This is a genomic window from Phytohabitans houttuyneae, from assembly GCF_011764425.1.
GTDB classification, from domain to species: domain Bacteria; phylum Actinomycetota; class Actinomycetes; order Mycobacteriales; family Micromonosporaceae; genus Phytohabitans; species Phytohabitans houttuyneae.
In genome coordinates this window covers 1,204,562-1,224,216 of the sequence record NZ_BLPF01000001.1, presented here as the reverse complement: position 1 = coordinate 1,224,216, position 19,655 = coordinate 1,204,562, and the positions used below count along the sequence as shown (strand labels likewise).

Genomic DNA, 19,655 nt, shown 5'->3' with positions numbered 1-19,655 from the left:
CTCCACCTGGGCGACGATGCGGCGCGGGCTGGCGCTCTCGCCCGAGCTGCGCACGGGCCTCGCCGGCACGCTCGCCCTCGCCGTCGTCTCGATGGTGGGCCGGGCAGCGGTGCCCGTCGCGATCCAGCAGGGCATCGACCGCGGGCTCCGCGCGCCAGGCGGCCCCGACATCGGCGTGGTGGCCACCGTCGTCGGGCTCACCGCCGCGGTCCTCGTCGTCACCACCATCTGCGGGTACCTGATGATGCGCCGCCTCTTCACGGTCAGCGAGACCGCGCTGGCCAACGTGCGGGTGCGCACCTTCCGCCACGTCCACGACCTGTCGATGCTGCACCAGCAGTCGGAGCGGCGCGGCTCACTCGTATCCCGGGTGACCAGCGACGTCGACCAGATCACCCAGTTCCTCCAGTGGGGCGGCGTGATCCTGCTGATCAGCACCGGCCAGGTCGTGGTCACCACGGTCGTCATGGCCGTGTACTCCTGGCAGCTCACGCTCGTCGTCTTCGTCGCGTTCCTGCCCGCGGTCGCGGTGATCAGGGGCTTCCAGAAGCGCCTCGCCGGTGCGTACGGCGTCGTGCGCCAGCGCATGGGCGCCATGCTCGCCGCCATCTCGGAGAGCGTGGTGGGTGCGGCGGTCATCCGCGCGTACGGCGTCTCCGGCCGTACCGCCGTCAAGCTCGACGCGACGATCGACGCCCAGCGGCGGGCGCAGAGCCGCGCGATGACGCTGAGCGTGACCAGCTTCTCCACCGGCGAGCTGGCCTCCGGCCTTGCGCTCGGCGCGGTGGTGGTGGTCGGCGTGCTGCTCGGCGCCGACGGCACGCTGACGGTGGGGCAGCTGACCGCGTTCCTCTTCCTGGTCGCCCTCTTCGTGCAGCCGGTGCAGATCGCCACCGAGGTGCTCAACGAGGCGCAGAACGCGATCGCCGGCTGGCGCCGCGTCCTCGACGTGCTCGACCTCGAACCGGACGTCGCCGACCCGGCGACCGACGGCGTCGAGCTGCCGCCCGGCCCGCTCGGCATCCGCTTCGCCAACGTCTCGTACGCCTACCCCGGCGGCCCCACCGTCCTGTCCGATGTGGACATCGAGATCGCCCCCAAGTCGCGCGTCGCGGTGGTGGGCGAGACGGGCAGCGGCAAGACCACGTTCGCGAAGCTGCTCACCCGGCTGATGGACCCGTCGACGGGCGAGGTGCTCCTGTCGGACGTACCGCTGGACCGCGTACGCTTCGACTCCCTGCGCAGCCGCGTGGTCATGGTGCCGCAGGACGGCTTCCTCTTCGACGCCACGGTCGCCGACAACGTCCGGTTCGGCCGCCCCGGCCTGGGATCCGACGGCTTGGCGCTGGCCTTCGCCGAGCTGGGCCTCGCCGACTGGGTCGAGGGCCTCCCGACCGGCCTTGCCACCCAGGTCGGCGAGCGGGGCGAGGCGCTGAGCGTGGGGGAGCGGCAGCTGGTGGCGCTGGCCCGCGCGTACGTGGCCGACCCCGACCTACTCGTCCTCGACGAGGCGACCAGCGCCGTCGACCCGGCGACGGAGGTCCGCCTGCAGCGCACGCTCGACGCCGTCACCCGCGGCCGCACGACGGTGGCGATCGCCCACCGCCTCTCCACGGCCCAGGCGGCCGACGAGGTCATCGTGGTCGACAAGGGCCGCATCGTGCAGCGCGGCCCCCACACGAAGCTGCTCCAGGACCGCGACTCCGTCTACGCCCGCCTCTACGCCTCCTGGCTGGAACAAACCCGCTAGCGCGGCCCGCTGCCACCTTCAGTAGCTCCAAACCCGAACCAGATGCGAGCTACCGCGATGCCCGTCGTGGTCCGGACCGTTGCTCCCGCGGCCTCACCCTCCGCGGTGGCCCAGCAAACCTCGCTCCCGCAGATCGTGGTGAGTTGGCGTAGATATGGCGTAGTTCGCCCCGAGTTGGATGTGAGCCGCCGCTGTGGCCCGCTGTTGCCGCTCCGCCAGATCTTGGCAAGTTGGCGTCGAAATGGCGGGCTAACTCACCAAGATCGTGAAGCGCACACCGCCCGCCCCTGATCGGCAGTCACCGACCGCGACGAAGTCGGTTTAGCCAAGGGCTGGGTGGCTCGGTCGCGGTTGGATGGTCGCAGTGGCCGCACGCGCCGCTCGGCGAGCCACCAGTCAAGCTGATACGTAGCCTTGTCCGCGGTGATCAGCCCGGCGGTTCGGTGGATATGTCAGGGTCGTGGTCAGGACGTCGTCGTTCGTCGTCCTTCTGCGTGTCCGATGCCGGATTGGCCGGGCAGGTCCGGGAAACGCGCCGGGCGGGTGACGGGCACGAGGTCGCAGCCAAGGGCCTCGGACTGGACTCCGAGGGGCACCTGTGCGACAGCTCAACAACTCCGCATTGGACAGTCGCGGTGACCGACCGGCCGGCACCGATCTTCAACACCCTTCACTGCCCCGAACTGGGTAAGGAACCACCCGCCTCGTGGTGATCATGGTGGTGCAGCGACAAATCGCCCAAATCCTGCTGCTCAAATCGTGGTCACGGCTGGGGACAGATGATCACGCCTGGCCGGAGTGCGAGGGGCGGCGCGCGGCTGGTGGGCTTGGCGCGTGGGCCTGGCAGTGGAGGTCGGGGGTTCGGCGAGCGCCAGCGAGCCGCCGACCGCAGCGGTGCCCGCGGGAGCATGCGGTCCGCAGCTGACGCGGACGCGGGCAGATGAGCTTTTTGATCGCGACCGGGGTGCCCGGCACGGCCCTCCCAAGCTTGCCGGGCGCCCCGGTCGCGGGCTTCGGCGGCCTTACGCGGCGGCGGTGCGTTCGGAGCAGCGGCGGCAGAGCACCGGGTGGAGCAGGCGGGCCAGGTCGGCGCGGTCCGCGACCGCGCGGGGGAAGGCGAGGCGGGCGCGGTACTCGCGGCCGGGCGCGCCCAGGGCGACCACGAAGCCGTAGCGGTCGAGGCGGACCACGCGCGGTGGCGGGCCGGACGGGCTGATGTGGCCGCTGTCGGCCAGCTGGCGCCGGATGAAGTCGGCCATCTCCGGCACGTGGTGGTCGGCCAGGTCGGTCAGCAGGTCCCACTCGACGGCCTGGAGGGGGTCGGGCTCGGCCGCGGCGTACTCGTCCGGGTCGATGTCCCTCATGCGACCGCCGGTCTCAAGGCGGACCTCGGCCGGCTCCATGCGGAAGATGACCTGGCCGCGCCCCACGTCGAGCAGGTCGCCGAGCGGGTCGATGTCGACGAAGTCCTGCGCGGCCTGGCGTGCCTCGACGCCCGCTAGCGGCGCCGCCCAGCCCGAGACCCACACCCGCCCCAGCGAGGGGAGCCGGCCACCGGGGGTGCGTCCTGTACGTCGAGCACCACGGCCACGTCGTCGGCGCCCTCGCCGGGCCGCAGCGACTCGGCGAGGTCGCCGCCCGCCGGTACCAGCATCAGCACCCGGCCGGCCGCGTCGGTGGCGTGCCGCACCCGGTGTGGGCTGGGGCGGCAGGCGATGTGGGCGTTGCCGGGGAGCCGGCCGGCGGCCAGGGTGCGGGCGACCTCGGCGGGGCTGGGCTGCATGGCGGGGACCTCCGGCGGTTAGGTTAGGCTTAGTAAGGGCAGGCTAACCTACTGGAACGGAGACGTCTACGTGAACCAGGCACGACCCAAGGCGCGCATCTCGCGGGCGCTCGGCTTCCCGCTCACGCGTAAAGACACCAAGTACTTCGAGCGCCGTCCCTACCCGCCGGGTGTGCACGGACGGTCGCGCCGCAAGACATCGGACTACCAGGTGCGGCTGCTGGAGAAGCAGCGGCTGCGCTTCCAGTACAACATCAGCGAGAAGCAGATGCGGCGCACCTTCGAGGAGGCGCACCGCGGCACCGCCAAGACCGGCGACATGCTCGTCTCGCTGCTCGAACGCCGGCTCGACGCGGTGGTCTTCCGCGCCGGGCTGGCTCGCACGATCTACCAGGCGCGCCAGGTCGTCGCGCACGGCCACATCACCGTCGACGGTGCCAAGGTCGACCGCCCCTCGTACCGGGTGAGGCCCGGCCAGGTCGTCCAGGTGCGCGAGTCGAGCCGCCAGAAGCCGCCGTTTGAGATCGCGGCCGCGGGCGCGCACGTGGACGGCCCCACCGCGCCCTACCTGTCGACCGACATCGCCGCGCTCACCACCACGCTGCTGCGCGAGCCGGCGCGCCGCGAGGTGCCGGTGATCTGCGACGAGCAGCTGGTCGTGGAGTTCTACTCGCGCTGAGCGGCGGCCGCCGCCGCGCCGAGGTCACCGGTCACGTACCGCTGCACGTTGGGGCCGATCGCCGCGACGACGACCTCGTGCGGGGCGGAGGCGAGCGGCTCGAGCTTCAGCACGTACCGGACCATGGCCAGCCCGGCCATCTGGGTCGCGACCAGGCTGGCGCGCAGCGGCGCGTCCGCCTGGTCGATCGTGGTGAGGCTGGGCAGCACGTGGCGGATCATCTGCGTGGTCACGAACTCGCGCAGCAGCCGCGCCGTCCAGTCGTTGGAGACCGCCGACCGCATCAGCGCCACGCCCGCCGCCCCGGCCGGTGAGTCCCAGATGCGCAGGAAGAACCGCACCAGCCGCTCGCCGACCTCGTCCGGCCCGCCGGAGAGCACCTGCGGGAGCACCTCGGCCGGGTCGATCGGGAAGTTCATGCACGCCTTGAAGAGCTGTTCCTTGGTGCCGAAGTAGTGGTGGACCAGCGCCGGATCCACGCCGGCGCTGGTCGCGATGCCTCTGATGGACGCGGACTCGAACCCGCGCTCGGCGAACGCCTCCCGCGCGGCGCCGAGGATCGACTCGCGGGTGTCCGGGTTGCCGGGACGGCGTCCGGTCCGTCGTGCCATGTGCATCCTTACTTCGGTACGTATCAGGCCGTGCGCCGCCGCAGCGTGGCCGCCGCCAGCACGAGGGCCACCACCACACAACCGCTGACGACGCCGAGGTCGCGCCAGAGCGTGGCGGTGGGATCGGAGCTGGCGCCGACCTCCTGGAGCGCCTCCACCGCGTACGACAGTGGCAGCACGTTGCTGATCGCCTCCAGCCAACCCGCCATCTGTTCCCGGGACACGAACAGTCCACACAGAAGTATCTGCGGGACCGCCACGACTGGCATGAACTGTACGGCCTGGAACTCGGTGCGGGCGAAAGCGCTGCAGAACAAGCCGAGCGCCACGCCGAGCACCGCGTTGACGACCGCGATGAGGATGACCAGCCAGGTGCTGCCGGCGGTGTCGAGGTCGAAGAGCCAGTACGCCAATGCGGCGGCGACCGAGGCCTGCACCGCGGCCGCGAGGCCGAACGCGATCCCGTAGCCGAACAGCAGGTCGAGCTTGCCCAGCGGGGTGGTGAGCAGCCGCTCGAGCGTGCCGGTCGTGCGCTCGCGGAGCATCGCGATGCTGGTCACCAGGAACATGATGACGAACGGGAACACGCCGAGCATCACCAGCGCGACGCGGTCGAAGACGGCGGGCTGGTCGTCGTACATGAAGTAGAGCAGCGCGAGCAGCAGTGCCGGCACGAGGATGAGCATGCCGATGGTGCGCGGGTCGTGCAGCAGTTGGCGCAGGATGCGCACGATCGTGGCGCCGAGAATGCGCGGGCTCATGCCGTCTCCTCCTGTGCCGGTGCCGGTGTCTCACCCTGCGCCTTGATCAGGCGGAGGAAAGCCTCGTCGAGGTCGTCGGTGCCGGCCCGCTCGCGCACCGCCGCCGGGGTGTCGTCGGCGATCAGCGCGCCCTCGCGGATGAGCAGGAGCCGCTCGCACCGCCCCGCCTCGTCCATCACGTGGCTGGAGACGAGGATCGTGGCGCCCCGGCCGGCGAGGTCGTGAAACTGCTTCCACAGCTCGTCGCGGAGCACGGGATCCTGCCCGACCGTGGGCTCGTCGAGCACCAGCAGCTCGGGCTCACCCATGATCGCGCAGGCCAGCGACGCGCGGCTGCGCTGCCCGCCGGAGAGGGTGGCGACAAGCTGGCCCGCCGCCTTGGCCAGCCCGACGTCGGTGATCGCGCGGTCGGCGGTGGCCGCGTCGTACCCGTACAGCGAGGCGAAGTAGCGGGCGTTTTCCCGGACGGTCAGGTCCGCGTACACACTCGGGGCCTGGGTGAGGTAGCCGACCTTGCGGCGCAACGGGGGCGCGCCGGCCGGCTCGCCGAGCACGGTGATCGAGCCCGACCTGACGATCTGGACGCCGACGATCGCCCGCATGAGGGTGGTCTTGCCGCTGCCGCTGGGACCGAGGAGTCCCGTGACGCTGCCGCGCGGGATCGTGCACGTGAGCCCGTGCAGCACCCGCCGCTTTCCGCGCTCCACGACGAGGTCCTGAACCTCGATCGCGCTGGCCATGATGCCTCCCAAGATTTCATCATCTGATGAACTCAACGCTAGATGAAATCGTGCGCTAACTCAAGTCGCCTTGACTTCGAGTGGGCTCTAACTGGAAGTCTGGAGGCATGACGATGACGGTCAGCGAGGCCGCTGAACAGGTCGGCCTCACCACCTACACGCTGCGGTGGTACGAGCAGGAAGGCCTCGTCGAGCCGGTGGGGCGCGACTCGGCCGGGCGCCGGCGGTACACCCAGCAGGACCTCGACTGGCTGATCCTGCTGACCCGCCTGCGGCGCACGGGTATGCCGGTGCGGGACATGCGGCGGTACGCGGAGCTCGCGCGCGAGGGAGACGCCACGCTCGCCGACCGCCGCCACATCTTCGAGGAGCACCGCGACCGCGTGCAGGCCCGCATCGCGGAGCTGGAGGAGGACCTGAAGGTCCTCAACTACAAGATTGAGGTGTACGGGAAGATGGAGCAGGGACTGTGCTGACCCGCCACATCGCCGGCGCGCCGGTGGCCGCGATCGGGCTCGGCTGCATGGGCATGAGCATGGCGTACGGTCCGGCCGACGACGCCGAGTCCACCCGCGTCCTGCACCGCGCGCTCGACCTGGGCGTCAACCATCTCGACACCTCGGACGCGTACGGCGCGGGCGCCAACGAGCGGCTCCTCGGGCCGGTGGTGCGGGCGCGGCGGGACGAGGTGTTCCTGGCGACGAAGTTCGGCATCCGGCTGCCCGAGGGCGCGTCCCACTCGGCCACGCCGGGCACGCGCGTGGACAGCAGCCCGTCGTGGGCCCGCGCGGCTTGTGAGGCGTCGCTCTCGCGGCTGGGCGTCGACACGATCGACCTGTACTACCTGCACCGCCGCGACCCCGCGACGCCGATCGAGGACACGGTCGGCGCGATGGCCGCGCTGGTGGCGGACGGCAAGGTGCGCCATCTCGGCCTGTCCGAGGTGAGCCCGGCGACGCTGCGGGCCGCGCACGCGGTGCACCCGATCGCGGCGGTGCAGATGGAGTACTCGCTGTTCAGCCGCGAGGTCGAGGACGAGATGCTGGCGGTCTGCCGGGAGCTGGGGGTGACGCTTGTCGCGTACTCCCCGGTGGGTCGCGGCATGCTGACCGGCACGATCAGCGGCACCGAGCAGCTGCGGCAGGAGGGCGACTACCGCGCCACGGGCGCGCCCCGCTTCTCCGCCGAGGCGCTGCCGACGAACCTCGCGCTCGCCGACGAGGTGCGCAAGGTGGCCGCCGAGATCGGCTGTACACCGGCGCAGGCCGCGCTGGCGTGGGTGCTCGCGCGGGGCGAGGACGTGGTGGCCATCCCGGGCACGAAGCGGCTGCGCTACCTGGAGGAGAACACCGCGGCCGCCGACCTCGCGCTCACGCCCGAGCAGGTGACCCGCCTGACGGAGGCGGTACCGCGCGACGCGGTCGCCGGCGCCCGGTACGCCGAGGGCGCGATGCGGTTCGTCGGCCACTGAGGCGGATTCGAAAAGGGGGCCAGCCGTTGTGGCTGGCCCCCTTTCTGCTGTTTCTGTTTCGGTCAAAGAGCTCTGGTTCTGTTTCGGTCAGAGAGCGAGCACCCGGTCGAGGAAGTCGCGGTACTGGCGCATGGCCACCCGCAACGCCTCTGTGTCGGGCGCGTCCGACTGCCGGCTCGGGTCGAGGTCGACCTGCTCGGCGAGCAGCCGCTCACCCAGCGCGTGCACCGCGCTGGCGACGAGGGCCTGCGCCTGGGCGACGGCGGCGACCGGATCGTCGACGAAGTTCGACTTGATCAGCTGCCAGTCCTCGCGGAACCGCAGGGCCGCTTCCTCGCTCCACACCGCGATCTGCGTCTCCACCAGATCACCCGGCCTGAGCTGGGTGGTCTCCTGGATCTCGCCGGTGTGCGCCTCACCCTCACCGAGCACGGCGAGCGCGGCGGCCGCCGAGACCTCGGCAGGCTGAGCGTCGCCGCTCTCGTCGGCGTCCGTTTCTGCGGCGTCGCTCTCTGCGTCGATCTCTACGGCGTCGCTCTCCGCGGCATCGCTCTCTGCGCCGCTCTCTGCGGCGTCGGTCTCTACGGCGTCGCTTTCGTCGGCGTCGGTCGTCGCGGCGTCGCTTTCTGCGGCGTCGGTCTCCGCGTCGGGTGCCGCGAGAATGCCGACCGCGGGAACGCCGTCCGGCGGCGGGCTGGTCCAGTCATGGTCGTCACCAACCGGCGGCACCGGGGGCGTCAACGTCGCGACGACCGGCTCCGGGTTGGACCAATCCTTGTCCACGACCCCCGTGGACGGGCTAACCTCCCGCTCGGCGGCGGCATCTGTAGGTTGAATGACTTCCTCCTCGTTGAGTGTCTCCTCAGCCACCCGCTCCGCCGGCTCACCCCACGCGTCGGTGACGGCCGCCCCGTTGATGCTGGGAACGGCCTCGGCGGGAGCATCAGCAGGCGAGAGCGGCCCGGACAGCGCGGCGTACGCGCCAACCTCGGCCGGCTGGTCGAGGTCCAGGTCCGAATCGGCGCCAACACCATCACCCGCGGCCTCACCGCCGCCATCGCCGGGGTAAGCGTCAGCCTCCAGCCCGTCGGCCACGGGCACGTAGTCGTCGTCCAGCCCGCCGGCTGCGGGCGTGTCGGTGGCCTCGGTCGCGTCCCCGGCGTCGTCGTCGCCTTCGGCCTGCGGGCTGCCGGCTACGACCACCTCGCCGGCTTCGGCATCGAGGCTGTCGGCTGCGGTGTCGTCGCCGGTTGCGTCGGCGTCCGCCGCTGGCTCGAAGCCGGCTTCGGCCTCCAGGCTGTCTGCTGCTGGGTCGTCGTCGACTTGGTCGGCGTCCGCGTCCAGTGCCGTCTCGGTGCCTGCCGTCTCGGCTGCGACCGTGTCGTCCGTCGGGCCGGCCTCGGCTGCGACCAGGGCGTCCGCGTCGGCGGCCTCAATGGCGTCGTCGCCCGCGACCGCGTCGGCCTCGTCATCAGAGGCCGCGTCGGTCTCGTCCTCGGCGACGGTGTCCCCGTCACCCACCTCGGCCGCAGGCTCATCGTCAGCGGCGGCTTCGACCTCGGCCTCCTCGCCGGCGGCAGCGTCCGTTGCGGACTCTCCCTCAGCGTCGGCCTCCGTCTCGTCCTCAGCGGCGGCCTCCGTCACGGCTTCGGGCTCCGGCTCCACAGCGGCTTCCGGCTCCTCCTCCGCTGCGGCGTCCGGCTCCTCCACGCTGGCGTCCGTTTCGGCCTCAGCCTCGGGGGCAGCGTCGGTGGTCGCTCCGGCGTCCTCAAGCTCGACCGCTGTCTCGGCCTCTGGCACGGTCTCGGCCTCGGGCTCAGCGGCAGCATCGGGCTCGTCGTCGACCAGAGCCTCGGCGTCCGGCTCGGTCGCGTCGGCGGCCTCTGGGGCCACATCACCCGACGGCTCCGCCTCGCCGGCCTCCTGCGCCTCGGCGGCCTCGCCCACGGTGGCGACTTCCAACTCCGGCTCGGCGCTGATCTCAGCCTCAGGCGCAGCGGCGGCCACGGCCTCCGGCTCCGCTTGCTCCTCGTCCGCGGTCACCTCGTCATCGGACGAGGCGGCCTCCGACTCGGCCGGCTCGACCGTCGCGTCGGCGTCGCCGACACCCTCAGCGTCCGCGTCGCCAGCGCCGTCCACGTCCGCGTCACCTACAGCCTCGGCGTCCGCGTCGCCTGCAGCCTCGGCGTCCGCGTCGCCTGCAGCCTCGGCGTCCGCGTCGCCTGCAGCCTCGGCGTCCGTGTCGCTTGCAGCCTCGGCGTCCGTCTCGCCTGGAGCCTCGGCGTCCGCGTCGAGCGCGGCTTCGGCATCCTCGTCGGGCGCACCGTCGGCGTCGCCGGCGGCTTCTGCGTCCGTGTCGAGCACGGCGTCGCCGTCGGCTTCGACCGCACCTTCTGCGTCGGGAGCGGCGTCCTCTGTGGACTCAGCGTCGGTCGTGAGGACCGCGGTCGGCTCGTCCGCCGAATCCACGTCGGCGTCTGGGGCCGCACCGGCCTCCGCGAGGGAGTCGGTGTCGGCCTCCGCGTCGGTGCCGGGCTCGGTGTCTGACGACACGTCGGCGTCCGGCTCCGCGGCGGTCCCGGCCTCGTCGCCGGCGGCGTCGACCTCGTCGGCCTCGACCGCGGCTGCCTCGGCGTCGGGGGTCTCGCCTGTCTCGCCTGACTCGGCGTCGGGCTCGAAGTCGACCGGCGGCGCGGTGAGCGCGTCATCCGAGGCGTCGGGCGCCGCGTCCGCCTCGACTTCCGTCGTGGCTGCCGGACTGCCCGTGTCTTCCGCGTCGGCTTCGGGGGTGTCGATGTCCGTCGCGTCCGCACCCGCGTCGAGCACGGCGTCGCTATCGGCCTCGGCCTCGGCGTCTGGCTCGGCGCCGGCGTCCGGCTCAATGGCGGCGTCCGGCTCGGTAGCGACGTCCGCCTCCGGGTCGAAAGCAGCTTCGGCGTCCGTCGTAGCGTCGGGCTCGGTCTCGGCCGCTGCGTCGGGCGTGGCTTCACTATCGGCTTCCAGGTCGCCTTCGGCCGCGGCGTCGGGCTCTACCACCGTCTCGGGCTCAGCGTCCGCCTCGGCATCGTCTTCGGTCACCGCGTCGGGCTCGACGGCGGGCGCTACCGCCGCCTCGGGCTCCGCGTCAGCGTCCGCCTCGGCATCGTCCTGGGTCACCGCGTCGAGCTCGGGGTCCGCGTCGGAGTCGGCCTCCAGGTCCGGCGCCGCCTCCACGGGAGCCTCCGCCTCCGGAGAAGCTTCGGCCTCCGCATCGACCGCGTCACCGGCGGCATCCGTCGCCTCGGCTTCGTCCGCGGCGACCGTGTCACCTACGGCATCAAGCTCCGCGGCCTCGGCGTCCGTCGTGGCGTCGGTGTCAACGGCGGCGTCCGCGTCGGCAGAGGCGTCAGTCTCCACCGGGGCCTCCGCATCGACCGAGGCGTCCGCGTCAACGGAGGCGTCCGCGTCAACGGAGGCGTCCACGTCAATGGAGGCGTCAGCGGAGGCGTCCGCGTCGGCGAGGGCCTCGGAGGGTGAGGCGTCCGACGGGGTGGTGGCGTACGGGGTCTGGGTGGCGACGGCGTCAGGGGCCGTAGGGGCGTCGTACGGGCCGGGCGTGGCCGGAGCGGGTGCGGAGGCGTCGATCAGCTGGCTGGCTAGCGGGGGAGGGGCGCGTCCTCGGCCCGGTCGCGCGGGACGATGATGGGGATCTCGGTCGTGGCTTCGTTGATGGCGGAGGTCTGCTCGGAGGGCTGCCGCTGCCCGGGCAGGAGCCCGGACGGAACTACGGGGATCGCGGCTGTCGTCTCGGTGTCGGAGTGCTCGGAACCTGGCATCGGGGTGGGCTGCATGACTGTGGTGTCCTCCGTCCGCTCGGCTGCGCCCCGGCGAGCGGATGCCGGGGTGCCCGGTGCGCCCGTACGTGATCTTCGGCGTGCGCAGTCCACGGCAAGGCGAACGTCGCGCCGAATCGTTGCGATTCTGGCCCGGCCTGACAACCGGGCACCCCGCCGTAGACCCTGGCGGCGCACCGACAACCTACCGTCCAGAGGTCCTTCGCACAGCCCCTCGAAGAGCACCAAATCCCTTGCGGAACAATTGGACACCGTGCCCGTACCTGAACCGCCTACCCGGCCCGCCCGACCGTCCTCCCTCGACCCGGTGATTGCCGCGCGCCTGCGCCGAAACGAGGCGGGTCTCGTCGCCGCCGTCGTGCGCGAGCACGGCACCGGCGACGTGCTGATGATGGCGTGGATGGACGACGAGGCGCTGCACCGCACCCTCACCACCGGCCGGGCCACCTACTGGTCCCGCAGCCGCCAGGAGTACTGGGTGAAGGGGGAGACGTCGGGCCACCACCAGTACGTGAAAGGTGTTTCGCTGGACTGTGACGGCGACACCGTGCTGGTCACCGTCGAGCAGGTGGGCGCCGCCTGCCACACCGGCAACCACACCTGCTTCTTCGACGAGCTTCCGGTAAGGCAGCCGCCGGCAGAGCCACAGACCGAGACGGGGGAGACCACATGACGACCGGAGCGGTCAGTCCGGACCTTGCCACCTTTCGCACCCTCGCCGCTACGCGCCGCGTCGTCCCGGTCACGCGGCGGCTGCTGGCCGACGGGGAGACGCCCATCGGGGTGTACCGCAAGCTTGCCGGCGGACCCGGCACCTTCCTGCTGGAGTCGGCGGAGCAGGGTGCCGGCTCGGCGGGGACGGCGTGGTCGCGGTACTCGTTCATCGGTGTGCGGAGCGCGGCCACCCTCGTCGAGCGGGACGGGCGCGCCGCGTGGCTGGGCACACCGCCCGCCGGCGTGCCCACCGAGGGCGGGGTGGTCGACGTCCTCCAGCGGACCGTGGCCGCGCTCACCAACAACGAGATGCCCGCCGGCCTCCCACCGCTCACCGGGGGCATGGTGGGCTATCTGGGGTACGACCTGGTGCGCCGCTTCGAGCGCCTCCCCACCCTCACCGAGGACGACCTGGAGCTGCCCGAGCTCGGCATGATGCTCGCCACCGACCTGGTGGTGCTCGACCACTACGAGGGCGCGGCGATCCTCGTCGCCAACGCGATCATCGAGGAGGGCGAGCACGACGCCGCGTACCACCACGCGGTCGGCCGCCTCGACGCGATGACCACGGCGCTGTCCCGCCCCATCCCGCCGATGATCTCCACAGTGGACAGTCCGCCGATCGGGGAGGTGCGCAGCCGCACGGAGGCGGGCGCGTACCCCAAGGCGGTCGAGGTGGCCAAGGAGGCGATCCGCGCGGGCGAGTGCTTCCAGATCGTGGTGGCGCAGCGCTTCGAGCGCGAGACCACCGCCGACCCGCTCGACGTCTACCGCGTGCTGCGCACGACAAACCCCAGCCCTTACATGTACCTGCTGCGCTTCGACGACTTCGACATCGTCGGCTCCTCGCCGGAGGCGCACCTCAAAGTCAAGGGGCGGCGGGCACTGCTCCATCCGATCGCCGGCACGCGGCCGCGCGGCACCACCCCCGAGGAGGACGGTGGCCTCGCCGCCGAGCTGATCGGCGACCCCAAGGAGCGGGCCGAGCACGTGATGCTCGTCGACCTCGGCCGCAACGACCTGGGCCGCGTGTGCCGCCCGGGCACGGTGGAGGTGCCGGAGTTCGCGACCATCGAGCGGTACAGCCACGTGATGCACATCGTCTCCACCGTGGTCGGCGAGCTGCGCGAGGACCAGACCGCGTTCGACGCGCTGGCCGCCACCTTCCCGGCCGGCACCCTCTCCGGCGCGCCCAAGGTGCGGGCGATGGAGATCATCGAGGAGCTGGAGCCGACCCGCCGCGGCCTGTACGGGGGACGGTCGGCTACTTCGGCTTCGGCGGCGACATGGACATGGCGATCGCCATCCGCACCGCGCTGATCCGGCGCGGGCGGGCCTACGTGCAGGCCGGTGCCGGCATCGTCGCCGACTCCGACCCCGCGGCGGAGGAGCGGGAGACCCAGAGCAAGGCAGCCGCCGTCCTCGCGGCCATCGCCGCCGCGGAGACGTTGAAAGCCGCACGATGAACGAGCGACGCCAGCTGGCGTACACCGTCATCCTGTGCCTCGCCGGCGCGGGCCTGGCGCTCTTCGCGGCGACCCGCACCTGGGTGGTCGACGTGGTGACCCGGCCGGAGCCGCTGCCGCCGCTGCGCACCCCGCGCACCGGGGGCGACCTGCTGCCGTGGCTGCCGCCGCTGGCAGTGGTTGGTCTTGCCGGGTCGGGCGCGGTCGTGGCCACTCGTCGGTGGGCGCGACGGTGGATCGGCGTACTGCTGCTGTTTGTCGGTCTTGGTGTTGCGGTGGGTGGCGCTTACGGTCTCAGCCGGACCACGACGTGGGCCCTTGCGTGCGTGGCGGGTGGGCTGGCGCTGGCCGCGGGCGGCGCGCTGACCGCGGCGCGCGGGCCGTCGTGGCCCGGGCTGGGGACGCGTTACGAGCGCGCGGCGCGGCGGCCGGCGGACGGGCCGACGGCGGCCTGGGACGCCTTGGACCGCGGCGAGGACCCGACGCTGAGCTGACTCACCAGGCGGCGCACCTCGTCGTGGTGGAGGGCGCGGGCGCGGTCGGCGCAGATGGCCTCCCACGCGTTGCGGCGGGCGGTGCGCACCTTGGCGTCGCCGATCACCACCCGCTCCACCGTGTCGATCATGCCGACAGCCATTGAAAGGACCGAACGAGGAATCTCGACGAGGCCGTTTGTGGACTGTGTGCTCATGGTCGCGCTCCGGGTTCAGGTGACGGGCACCGTCGAACAGTCTGCCTGAAGATGATCGTGCGGGAGGTCTGTTTCGGGTCTGTGACCCGCCGATCAAGTGTCCACGAACCATCCCGGCAGATGGTCATCGCATGGCCGGAACGTGACGCGGCGAACATGCGACACCACCACGCCCGCCGGCGGTTGATCAGGGACCCCGTGGGCCGCCACGCCGCCCGCCACGCCCACCAACTCCCTGATCATCCGCACGGGAGGGCGGACCGGCTCGGGCTGTGTTGGCCGCGCTCGCTTCGCTCGCTGATGCCCCGCGCTCAGCGCGATCCGCCCTCGTCGCTGCGCTCCTCGGGGCGGATCTTGCCGACCGGCTCGGGCTGTGTTGGCTGCGCTCGCTTCGCTCGCTGATGCCCCGCGCTCAGCGCGATCCGCCCTCGTCGCTGCGCTCCTCGGGGCGGATCTTGCCGACCGGCTCGGGCTGTGTTGGCTGCGCTCGCTTCGCTCGCTGATGCCCCGCGCTCAGCGCGATCCGCCCTCGTCGCTGCGCTCCTCGGGGCGGATCTTGCCGACCGGCTCGGGCTGTGTTGGCTGCGCTCGCTTCGCTCGCTGATGCCCCGCGCTCAGCGCGATCCGCCCTCGTCGCTGCGCTCCTCGGGGCGGATCTTGCCGACCGGCTCGGGCTGTGTTGGCCGCGCTCGCTTCGCTCGCTGATGCCCCGCGCTCAGCGCGATCCGCCCTCGTCGCTGCGCTCCTCGGGGCGGATCTTGCCGACCGGCTCGGGCTGTGTTGGCCGCGCTCGCTTCGCTCGCTGATGCCCCGCGCTCAGCGCGATCCGCCCTCGTCGCTGCGCTCCTCGGGGCGGATCTTGCCGACCGGCTCGGGCATTATGCCCCAGTCCAACCCGTGAGGCGTGCCATACCCCGGACTCCGCCACGTCCGTGGCGCCCCCTAGCATCGGGCGAATGACACCCGGAAAGGGGAGTCCGTTGGTGACTGCTGAGCATGCGAACGCGGAAGACGAGGGCGGCAAGCCGGCCGTCGGGGGACCCGCGAGTGTGCTCGACGAAATCCTCGCCGGTGTGCGGGAGGACGTCGAGCTGCGACAACAGCGGGTGTCGCTGGAGCGGATCAAGGAGCTCGCGGCCGCCGCGCCGCCACCGCTCGACGCCTACGCGGCCCTGCGCCGCCCCGGCGTCGGCGTGATCGCCGAGGTCAAGCGCTCGTCCCCGTCCAAGGGGCAGCTGGCCGAGATCCCGGACCCGGCCGACCTGGCCACGGAGTACGCGGCGGGCGGCGCCCGTTGCATCAGCGTGCTCACCGAGGGGCGCTGGTTCGGCGGCTCGCTGGACGACCTCGTCTCGGTGCGAGCCGCGGTCGGTGTGCCGGTGCTGCGCAAGGACTTCGTCGTCTCCAGCTACCAGGTCCACGAGGCCCGCGCGCACGGCGCCGACCTCGTGCTGCTCATCGTGGCGGCGCTGGAGCAGAAGGTGCTGACCGGCCTGCTGGAGCGGATCGAGTCGCTCGGCATGACCGCGCTGGTCGAGGTGCACACCGAAGAGGAGGCCGACCGCGCGCTCGAGGCCGGCGCCCAGGTGATCGGTGTCAACGCGCGCAACCTGCGCACGCTCGAGGTCGACCGCTCCGTCTTCGAGCGGATCGCGCCCGGCCTGCCCAGCAGCATCGTCAAGATCGCCGAGTCGGGTGTGCGCGGGCCGCACGACCTGATCCGGTACGCGTCGGCCGGCGCCGACGCGGTCCTCGTCGGTGAGGGCCTGGTCACCCAGAAGAGCCCCCGCGACGCGGTGGCCGCTCTGGTCAACGCGGGCAACCACCCCGCCACCCCAAGGCCGGTCCGGTGAACGCGTCGGCGGCCGGCCTGCTGCCCGACGTCAGCGGCCACTTCGGGCGGTACGGCGGGCGTTTCGTGCCCGAGGCGCTGATCGCGGCACTGGACCAGCTCGACGCGGCGTACCGGCACGCGATGGCGGACGAGGCGTTCCAGGCGGAGTTCGGGCGGCTGCTGCGCGACTACGCGGGCGTGCCGTCGATGCTCTACCGCGCCGACCGCTTCTCGGCCGCGGCCGGCGCGCGGATCTTCCTCAAGCGCGAAGACCTCAACCACACCGGCGCGCACAAGGTGCGCAACGTGCTCGGCCAGGCGCTGCTCACCAAGCGGATGGGCAAGACGCGCGTGATCGCCGAGACCGGGGCCGGGCAGCACGGGGTCGCCACCGCCACCGCGGCGGCGCTCTTCGACCTGGAGTGCGTCGTCTACATGGGCGAGGTCGACACCGAGCGCCAGGCGCTCAACGTCGCCCGCATGCAGATGCTCGGCGCCACCGTCATCCCGGTGAAGACCGGCTCGCGCACGCTCAAGGACGCGATCAACGAGGCGCTCCGCGACTGGGTGTCCAGTGTGGACAGCACGCACTACCTGCTGGGCACGGCGGCCGGCCCGCACCCGTTCCCGGGGATGGTGCGCGACTTCGTGCGCGGCATCGGCGTGGAGGCCCGCCAGCAGTGCCTCGACCAGACCGGCGCGCTGCCCGACGCGGTCGCCGCGTGCGTGGGCGGCGGGTCCAACGCGATCGGCATCTTCCACGCGTTCGTGGGTGACGAGAGCGTCCGGCTGTACGGGTTCGAGGGCGGCGGCGAGGGCGTCACCACCGACCGGCACTCGGCCCGGTTCAGCGGCGGCTCGCCGGGCGTGCTGCACGGCGCCCGGACGTACGTGCTGCAGGACGAGGACGGGCAGACGGTCGAGTCGTACTCGATCTCCGCCGGCCTCGACTACCCCAGCGTGGGGCCTGAGCACGCCTGGCTGCACGAGACCGGGCGGGCGCGCTACCTGCCGGTCACCGACGCCGAGGCGATGGACGCGTTCCAGCTGCTCTGCCGCACCGAGGGCATCATCCCGGCGATCGAGAGCGCGCACGGCCTGGGCGGTGCGCTGGCCATCGCGCCCGCGCTCGCCGAGGAGCTCGGCCGCGAGCCGACCATCATCGTCAACCTGTCTGGTCGGGGGGACAAGGACGTGGAGACCGCCGGTTCCTACTTCGGGATCCTCGGCAAATGAGCATCAGCGAGGTCTTCGAGAAGGCCCGCGCCGAGGGCCGGGCCGTCTCGGTGGGCTGCATGCCGGCGGGCTTCCCGACGGTCGAGGGCAGCATCGCCGCCATGATCGCGATGGCCGAGGCGGGCATCGACGTGATCGAGGTCGAGCTGCCGTACTCGGACCCGGTCATGGACGGCCCGGTGATCCAGCGGGCGAGCGAGATCGCGCTAGCCGGTGGTGTCCGCACGAAGGACACGCTCCGCGCGATCGAGGCGGTCGCGCGCACCGGCGTGCCGGTCGTGCTGATGACGTACTGGAACCCGATCGAGCGGTACGGCGTCGACGCCTTCGCCCGCGACTTCGCCGCCGCGGGCGGCGCCGGGCTTGTCACGCCCGACCTCATCCCGGACGAGGCGCAGGAGTGGCTGGCGGCCTCGGACGCGCACCAGCTCGACCGCACGTTTCTTGTCTCGCCCTCGTCGACCGACGAGCGGCTGGCGATGACGGTCGCCCACTGCCGCGGCTTCGTCTACGCGACCGCGGTCATGGGCGTGACCGGCGCGCGTGAGACGACGTCGACCGCGGCGCCCGCGCTGGTCGCCCGCGTCCGGGCGGTCTCCGACATCCCTGTCGGCGTGGGCCTGGGGGTACGAGACGGGGCGCAGGCCGCCGAGGTCGGCTCCTTCGCCGACGGGGTCATCGTGGGCAGCGCGCTGGTCCGGTGCGTGCTGGACGCGCCCGACGAGGCCGCTGGCCTGGCGTCGCTGCGCGCGCTCAGCGCCGACCTGGCCCGCGGCGTGCGGGCGGTCAAGCGCTGAGCGGCGCCCCGTCGTAGCTGCGTGCGCTCGGCACGGACCTGGCCCGCGGTGTGCGGGCGGTCAGGCGCTGAGCAGCGCCACGTCGTACTTGTGGATGTAGGGGTCGCGGGTCACCAGCGTCAGGTCTTCGCAACGGGCCTGCGCCACCAGCATCCGGTCGAAGGGATCCCGGTGGATCTCCGGCAGCCGGCCGGCGGCGATGGCGTGGTCGACGGTGATCGGGAGCGGCCGGAAGCCGGCGTCGCGCACGCGCTCGGGCAGGTCGGCGGGGGCCAGCTTGCCGAGCGTCTGCTTGATGGAGACCTCCCACAGCGTCGCCGTGCTCACGTAGGCATCCGGCTCGGTGTCGAGGAGGTGCTTGATCTCGTCGGAGAGGGTCGGGTCGTCGGCCAGCCACCAGAGAACGACGTGCGTGTCGAGCAGCACTCTCATCGAGATGTCTCGAACTCGTCGGCGACCGCCCTGTTGACGGAGTCGGAGTCCCAGTCCTCGGCCAGGACCAGCCGGTCGCGCAGCGAGCCACGGCCGATGCGGTGAACTCCGCGGGTCAGCGGGACCAGCTTCGCCACAGGCGTGCCGGCGCGGCTGATGATCACTTCTTCGCCGCGCTCGACCCGCTCGATGATGCGGGAGAGGTTCGTCTTGGCATCGTGGATATTGAACTGCGCCGCGGGCTCACGTGACATCCAAACCTCCTTAGCTAGGAGGCTTAGTCTACCAAATCTCTCAGATGGCCGCCGCGGCGAGCGAAGCGGGCTCAGGCTCGGCCGCGTCGGGGATGTCCGGCTCGCTGTCGCGCTGGACCTGGCGGAGCACCCCGGACATGCCGGCCACGGCGTCCGCGATCGCCGCACGGGCGACGGGCGTCATCGGAGCGGGCAGGGCCGCGGGGTCGTGCCACGACAGCCAGCAGATCCGGCCGGGCGAGTTGACGCTCGCCTCGCCGCCGTCGATCTGGCCGCGGAAGACGTACTTGAGCACGTCGGGCAGGTCTTCCCCACACGTGTTGCCGGTCAGCTCGTAGACGCCGACAAGGTCGACCATGTGGGTTTCCAGTCCGGTCTCTTCGCGGATGTCGCGGATCGCCGCGTGGACCGGGCTCTCGGCCTGGCGGATGCGACCGCCGGGCAGGCACCACAACCGGTGCCCCTGACTTTGCTGGCAGAGCAGCACGCGGCCGGCGGCGTCGGTGATGACGGCGGCCACCGCGGAGGTCAAAGAGCTCATGTCAAAAGAGCGTACGACTGCATAACGGAGAAGTCAGCCGTCGTTCACGTCGTACTGTGCCC

Annotated in this window: 18 protein-coding genes and 3 pseudogenes; 10 read left to right on the top strand and 11 right to left on the bottom strand. The window is 72.1% G+C overall.

Annotation, left to right across the window (positions count from 1 at the left end):
- Window positions 1-16: 16 nt before the first annotated feature.
- Window positions 17-1,750: an ABC transporter ATP-binding protein gene (locus Phou_RS05675; protein WP_173058142.1), complete on the top strand. Its 1,734-nt coding sequence runs from the start codon at window positions 17-19 to the stop codon at window positions 1,748-1,750.
- Window positions 1,751-2,253: 503 nt separating this feature from the next.
- On the opposite strand, the pseudogene Phou_RS56015 reads toward Phou_RS05675, so the two are convergent.
- Window positions 2,254-2,398, bottom strand: a pseudogene (locus tag Phou_RS56015) (IS982 family transposase); the annotation flags it as partial.
- Between the two features lie 374 nt (window positions 2,399-2,772).
- Window positions 2,773-3,533 (bottom strand): annotated as a pseudogene (locus Phou_RS05670) (DUF2470 domain-containing protein).
- A gap of 70 nt (window positions 3,534-3,603) precedes the next feature.
- On the opposite strand from Phou_RS05670, the gene rpsD reads away from it, so the two are divergent.
- The gene (gene rpsD, locus Phou_RS05665) at window positions 3,604-4,212 is read left to right on the top strand and encodes a 30S ribosomal protein S4 (protein WP_173054177.1); all 609 of its coding nucleotides are present in this window, start codon (window positions 3,604-3,606) and stop codon (window positions 4,210-4,212) included.
- On the opposite strand, the gene Phou_RS05660 is transcribed toward rpsD, so the two are convergent.
- The 3 genes from Phou_RS05660 to Phou_RS05650 are packed head-to-tail and all read right to left on the bottom strand — an operon-like array spanning window position 4,200 to window position 6,324.
- Complete coding sequence (locus Phou_RS05660) at window positions 4,200-4,823, bottom strand: TetR/AcrR family transcriptional regulator (RefSeq protein WP_173054168.1); 624 nt, start codon at window positions 4,821-4,823, stop codon at window positions 4,200-4,202. The genes rpsD and Phou_RS05660 overlap by 13 nt on opposite strands.
- Window positions 4,824-4,846: 23 nt before the next feature.
- Window positions 4,847-5,584: an ABC transporter permease gene (locus tag Phou_RS05655; protein ID WP_173054166.1), complete on the bottom strand. Its 738-nt coding sequence runs from the start codon at window positions 5,582-5,584 to the stop codon at window positions 4,847-4,849.
- Window positions 5,581-6,324, bottom strand: coding sequence for an ABC transporter ATP-binding protein (locus Phou_RS05650; protein WP_173054164.1), 744 nt, complete (start codon window positions 6,322-6,324; stop codon window positions 5,581-5,583). Before Phou_RS05650 ends, Phou_RS05655 begins: the two co-directional genes overlap by 4 nt.
- Window positions 6,325-6,431: 107 nt before the next feature.
- Here Phou_RS05650 and Phou_RS05645 point away from each other — a divergent pair, with 107 nt between their 5' ends.
- Together Phou_RS05645 and Phou_RS05640 are read left to right on the top strand one after the other, a co-directional pair.
- Window positions 6,432-6,800: a MerR family transcriptional regulator gene (locus Phou_RS05645; RefSeq protein ID WP_173054162.1), complete on the top strand. Its 369-nt coding sequence runs from the start codon at window positions 6,432-6,434 to the stop codon at window positions 6,798-6,800.
- Window positions 6,794-7,795 carry an aldo/keto reductase gene (locus Phou_RS05640; protein ID WP_246273283.1) on the top strand — a complete coding sequence of 334 codons (1,002 nt, stop codon included), beginning with the start codon at window positions 6,794-6,796 and terminating at the stop codon, window positions 7,793-7,795. Before Phou_RS05645 ends, Phou_RS05640 begins: the two co-directional genes overlap by 7 nt.
- An 87-nt stretch (window positions 7,796-7,882) precedes the next feature.
- Here Phou_RS05640 and Phou_RS05635 read toward each other — a convergent pair whose 3' ends face one another.
- A complete protein-coding gene (locus Phou_RS05635) occupies window positions 7,883-11,257 on the bottom strand; it encodes a ribonuclease E domain-containing protein (RefSeq protein WP_173054160.1) in 3,375 nt (1,124 codons plus the stop codon).
- Between the two features lie 173 nt (window positions 11,258-11,430).
- A complete protein-coding gene (locus Phou_RS05630) occupies window positions 11,431-11,610 on the bottom strand; it encodes a hypothetical protein (RefSeq protein WP_173054158.1) in 180 nt (59 codons plus the stop codon).
- Window positions 11,611-11,881: 271 nt separating this feature from the next.
- Between Phou_RS05630 and hisI the strand changes: the two genes are divergently transcribed.
- The 3 genes and pseudogenes from hisI (at window position 11,882) to Phou_RS05615 (ending at window position 14,302) form a co-directional block, all read left to right on the top strand.
- Entirely contained in the window at window positions 11,882-12,301 is a 420-nt protein-coding gene (gene hisI, locus Phou_RS05625; RefSeq protein ID WP_371872081.1) for a phosphoribosyl-AMP cyclohydrolase, read from the top strand.
- Window positions 12,298-13,808, top strand: a pseudogene (locus Phou_RS05620) (anthranilate synthase component I). Before hisI ends, Phou_RS05620 begins: the two are co-directional and overlap by 4 nt.
- Window positions 13,805-14,302 (top strand): Trp biosynthesis-associated membrane protein, encoded by a 498-nt coding sequence (locus Phou_RS05615; RefSeq protein ID WP_173054154.1) that lies wholly within the window; start codon window positions 13,805-13,807, stop codon window positions 14,300-14,302. Before Phou_RS05620 ends, Phou_RS05615 begins: the two are co-directional and overlap by 4 nt.
- Here Phou_RS05615 and Phou_RS05610 read toward each other — a convergent pair.
- On the bottom strand, window positions 14,215-14,499 hold the full coding sequence (locus tag Phou_RS05610; protein WP_173054152.1) for a hypothetical protein: 285 nt from the start codon (window positions 14,497-14,499) through the stop codon (window positions 14,215-14,217). The genes Phou_RS05615 and Phou_RS05610 overlap by 88 nt on opposite strands.
- A gap of 1,049 nt (window positions 14,500-15,548) precedes the next feature.
- On the opposite strand from Phou_RS05610, the gene trpC reads away from it, so the two are divergent.
- From trpC to trpA, 3 genes are read left to right on the top strand one after another with little or no spacing between them, the layout of a single operon-like run.
- Window positions 15,549-16,352: an indole-3-glycerol phosphate synthase TrpC gene (trpC, locus tag Phou_RS05605; protein ID WP_173058139.1), complete on the top strand. Its 804-nt coding sequence runs from the start codon at window positions 15,549-15,551 to the stop codon at window positions 16,350-16,352.
- The gene (gene trpB / locus Phou_RS05600; protein WP_246273281.1) at window positions 16,349-17,569 is read left to right on the top strand and encodes a tryptophan synthase subunit beta; all 1,221 of its coding nucleotides are present in this window, start codon (window positions 16,349-16,351) and stop codon (window positions 17,567-17,569) included. Before trpC ends, trpB begins: the two co-directional genes overlap by 4 nt.
- Window positions 17,566-18,366 carry a tryptophan synthase subunit alpha gene (gene trpA / locus Phou_RS05595; protein WP_173054150.1) on the top strand — a complete coding sequence of 267 codons (801 nt, stop codon included), beginning with the start codon at window positions 17,566-17,568 and terminating at the stop codon, window positions 18,364-18,366. The genes trpB and trpA overlap by 4 nt, the downstream gene beginning before the upstream one ends.
- A 60-nt stretch (window positions 18,367-18,426) precedes the next feature.
- On the opposite strand, the gene Phou_RS05590 is transcribed toward trpA, so the two are convergent.
- Genes Phou_RS05590 through Phou_RS05580 form a run of 3 tightly spaced genes read right to left on the bottom strand, consistent with a single transcriptional unit; the run spans window position 18,427 to window position 19,593 of the window.
- Entirely contained in the window at window positions 18,427-18,798 is a 372-nt protein-coding gene (locus Phou_RS05590; protein ID WP_173054148.1) for a type II toxin-antitoxin system VapC family toxin, read from the bottom strand.
- Window positions 18,795-19,052 carry a type II toxin-antitoxin system Phd/YefM family antitoxin gene (locus Phou_RS05585; protein ID WP_173054146.1) on the bottom strand — a complete coding sequence of 86 codons (258 nt, stop codon included), beginning with the start codon at window positions 19,050-19,052 and terminating at the stop codon, window positions 18,795-18,797. The genes Phou_RS05590 and Phou_RS05585 overlap by 4 nt, the downstream gene beginning before the upstream one ends.
- 40 nt (window positions 19,053-19,092) lie before the next feature.
- Complete coding sequence (locus Phou_RS05580; RefSeq protein ID WP_173054145.1) at window positions 19,093-19,593, bottom strand: NUDIX hydrolase; 501 nt, start codon at window positions 19,591-19,593, stop codon at window positions 19,093-19,095.
- Between the last annotated feature and the right edge of the window lie 62 nt (window positions 19,594-19,655).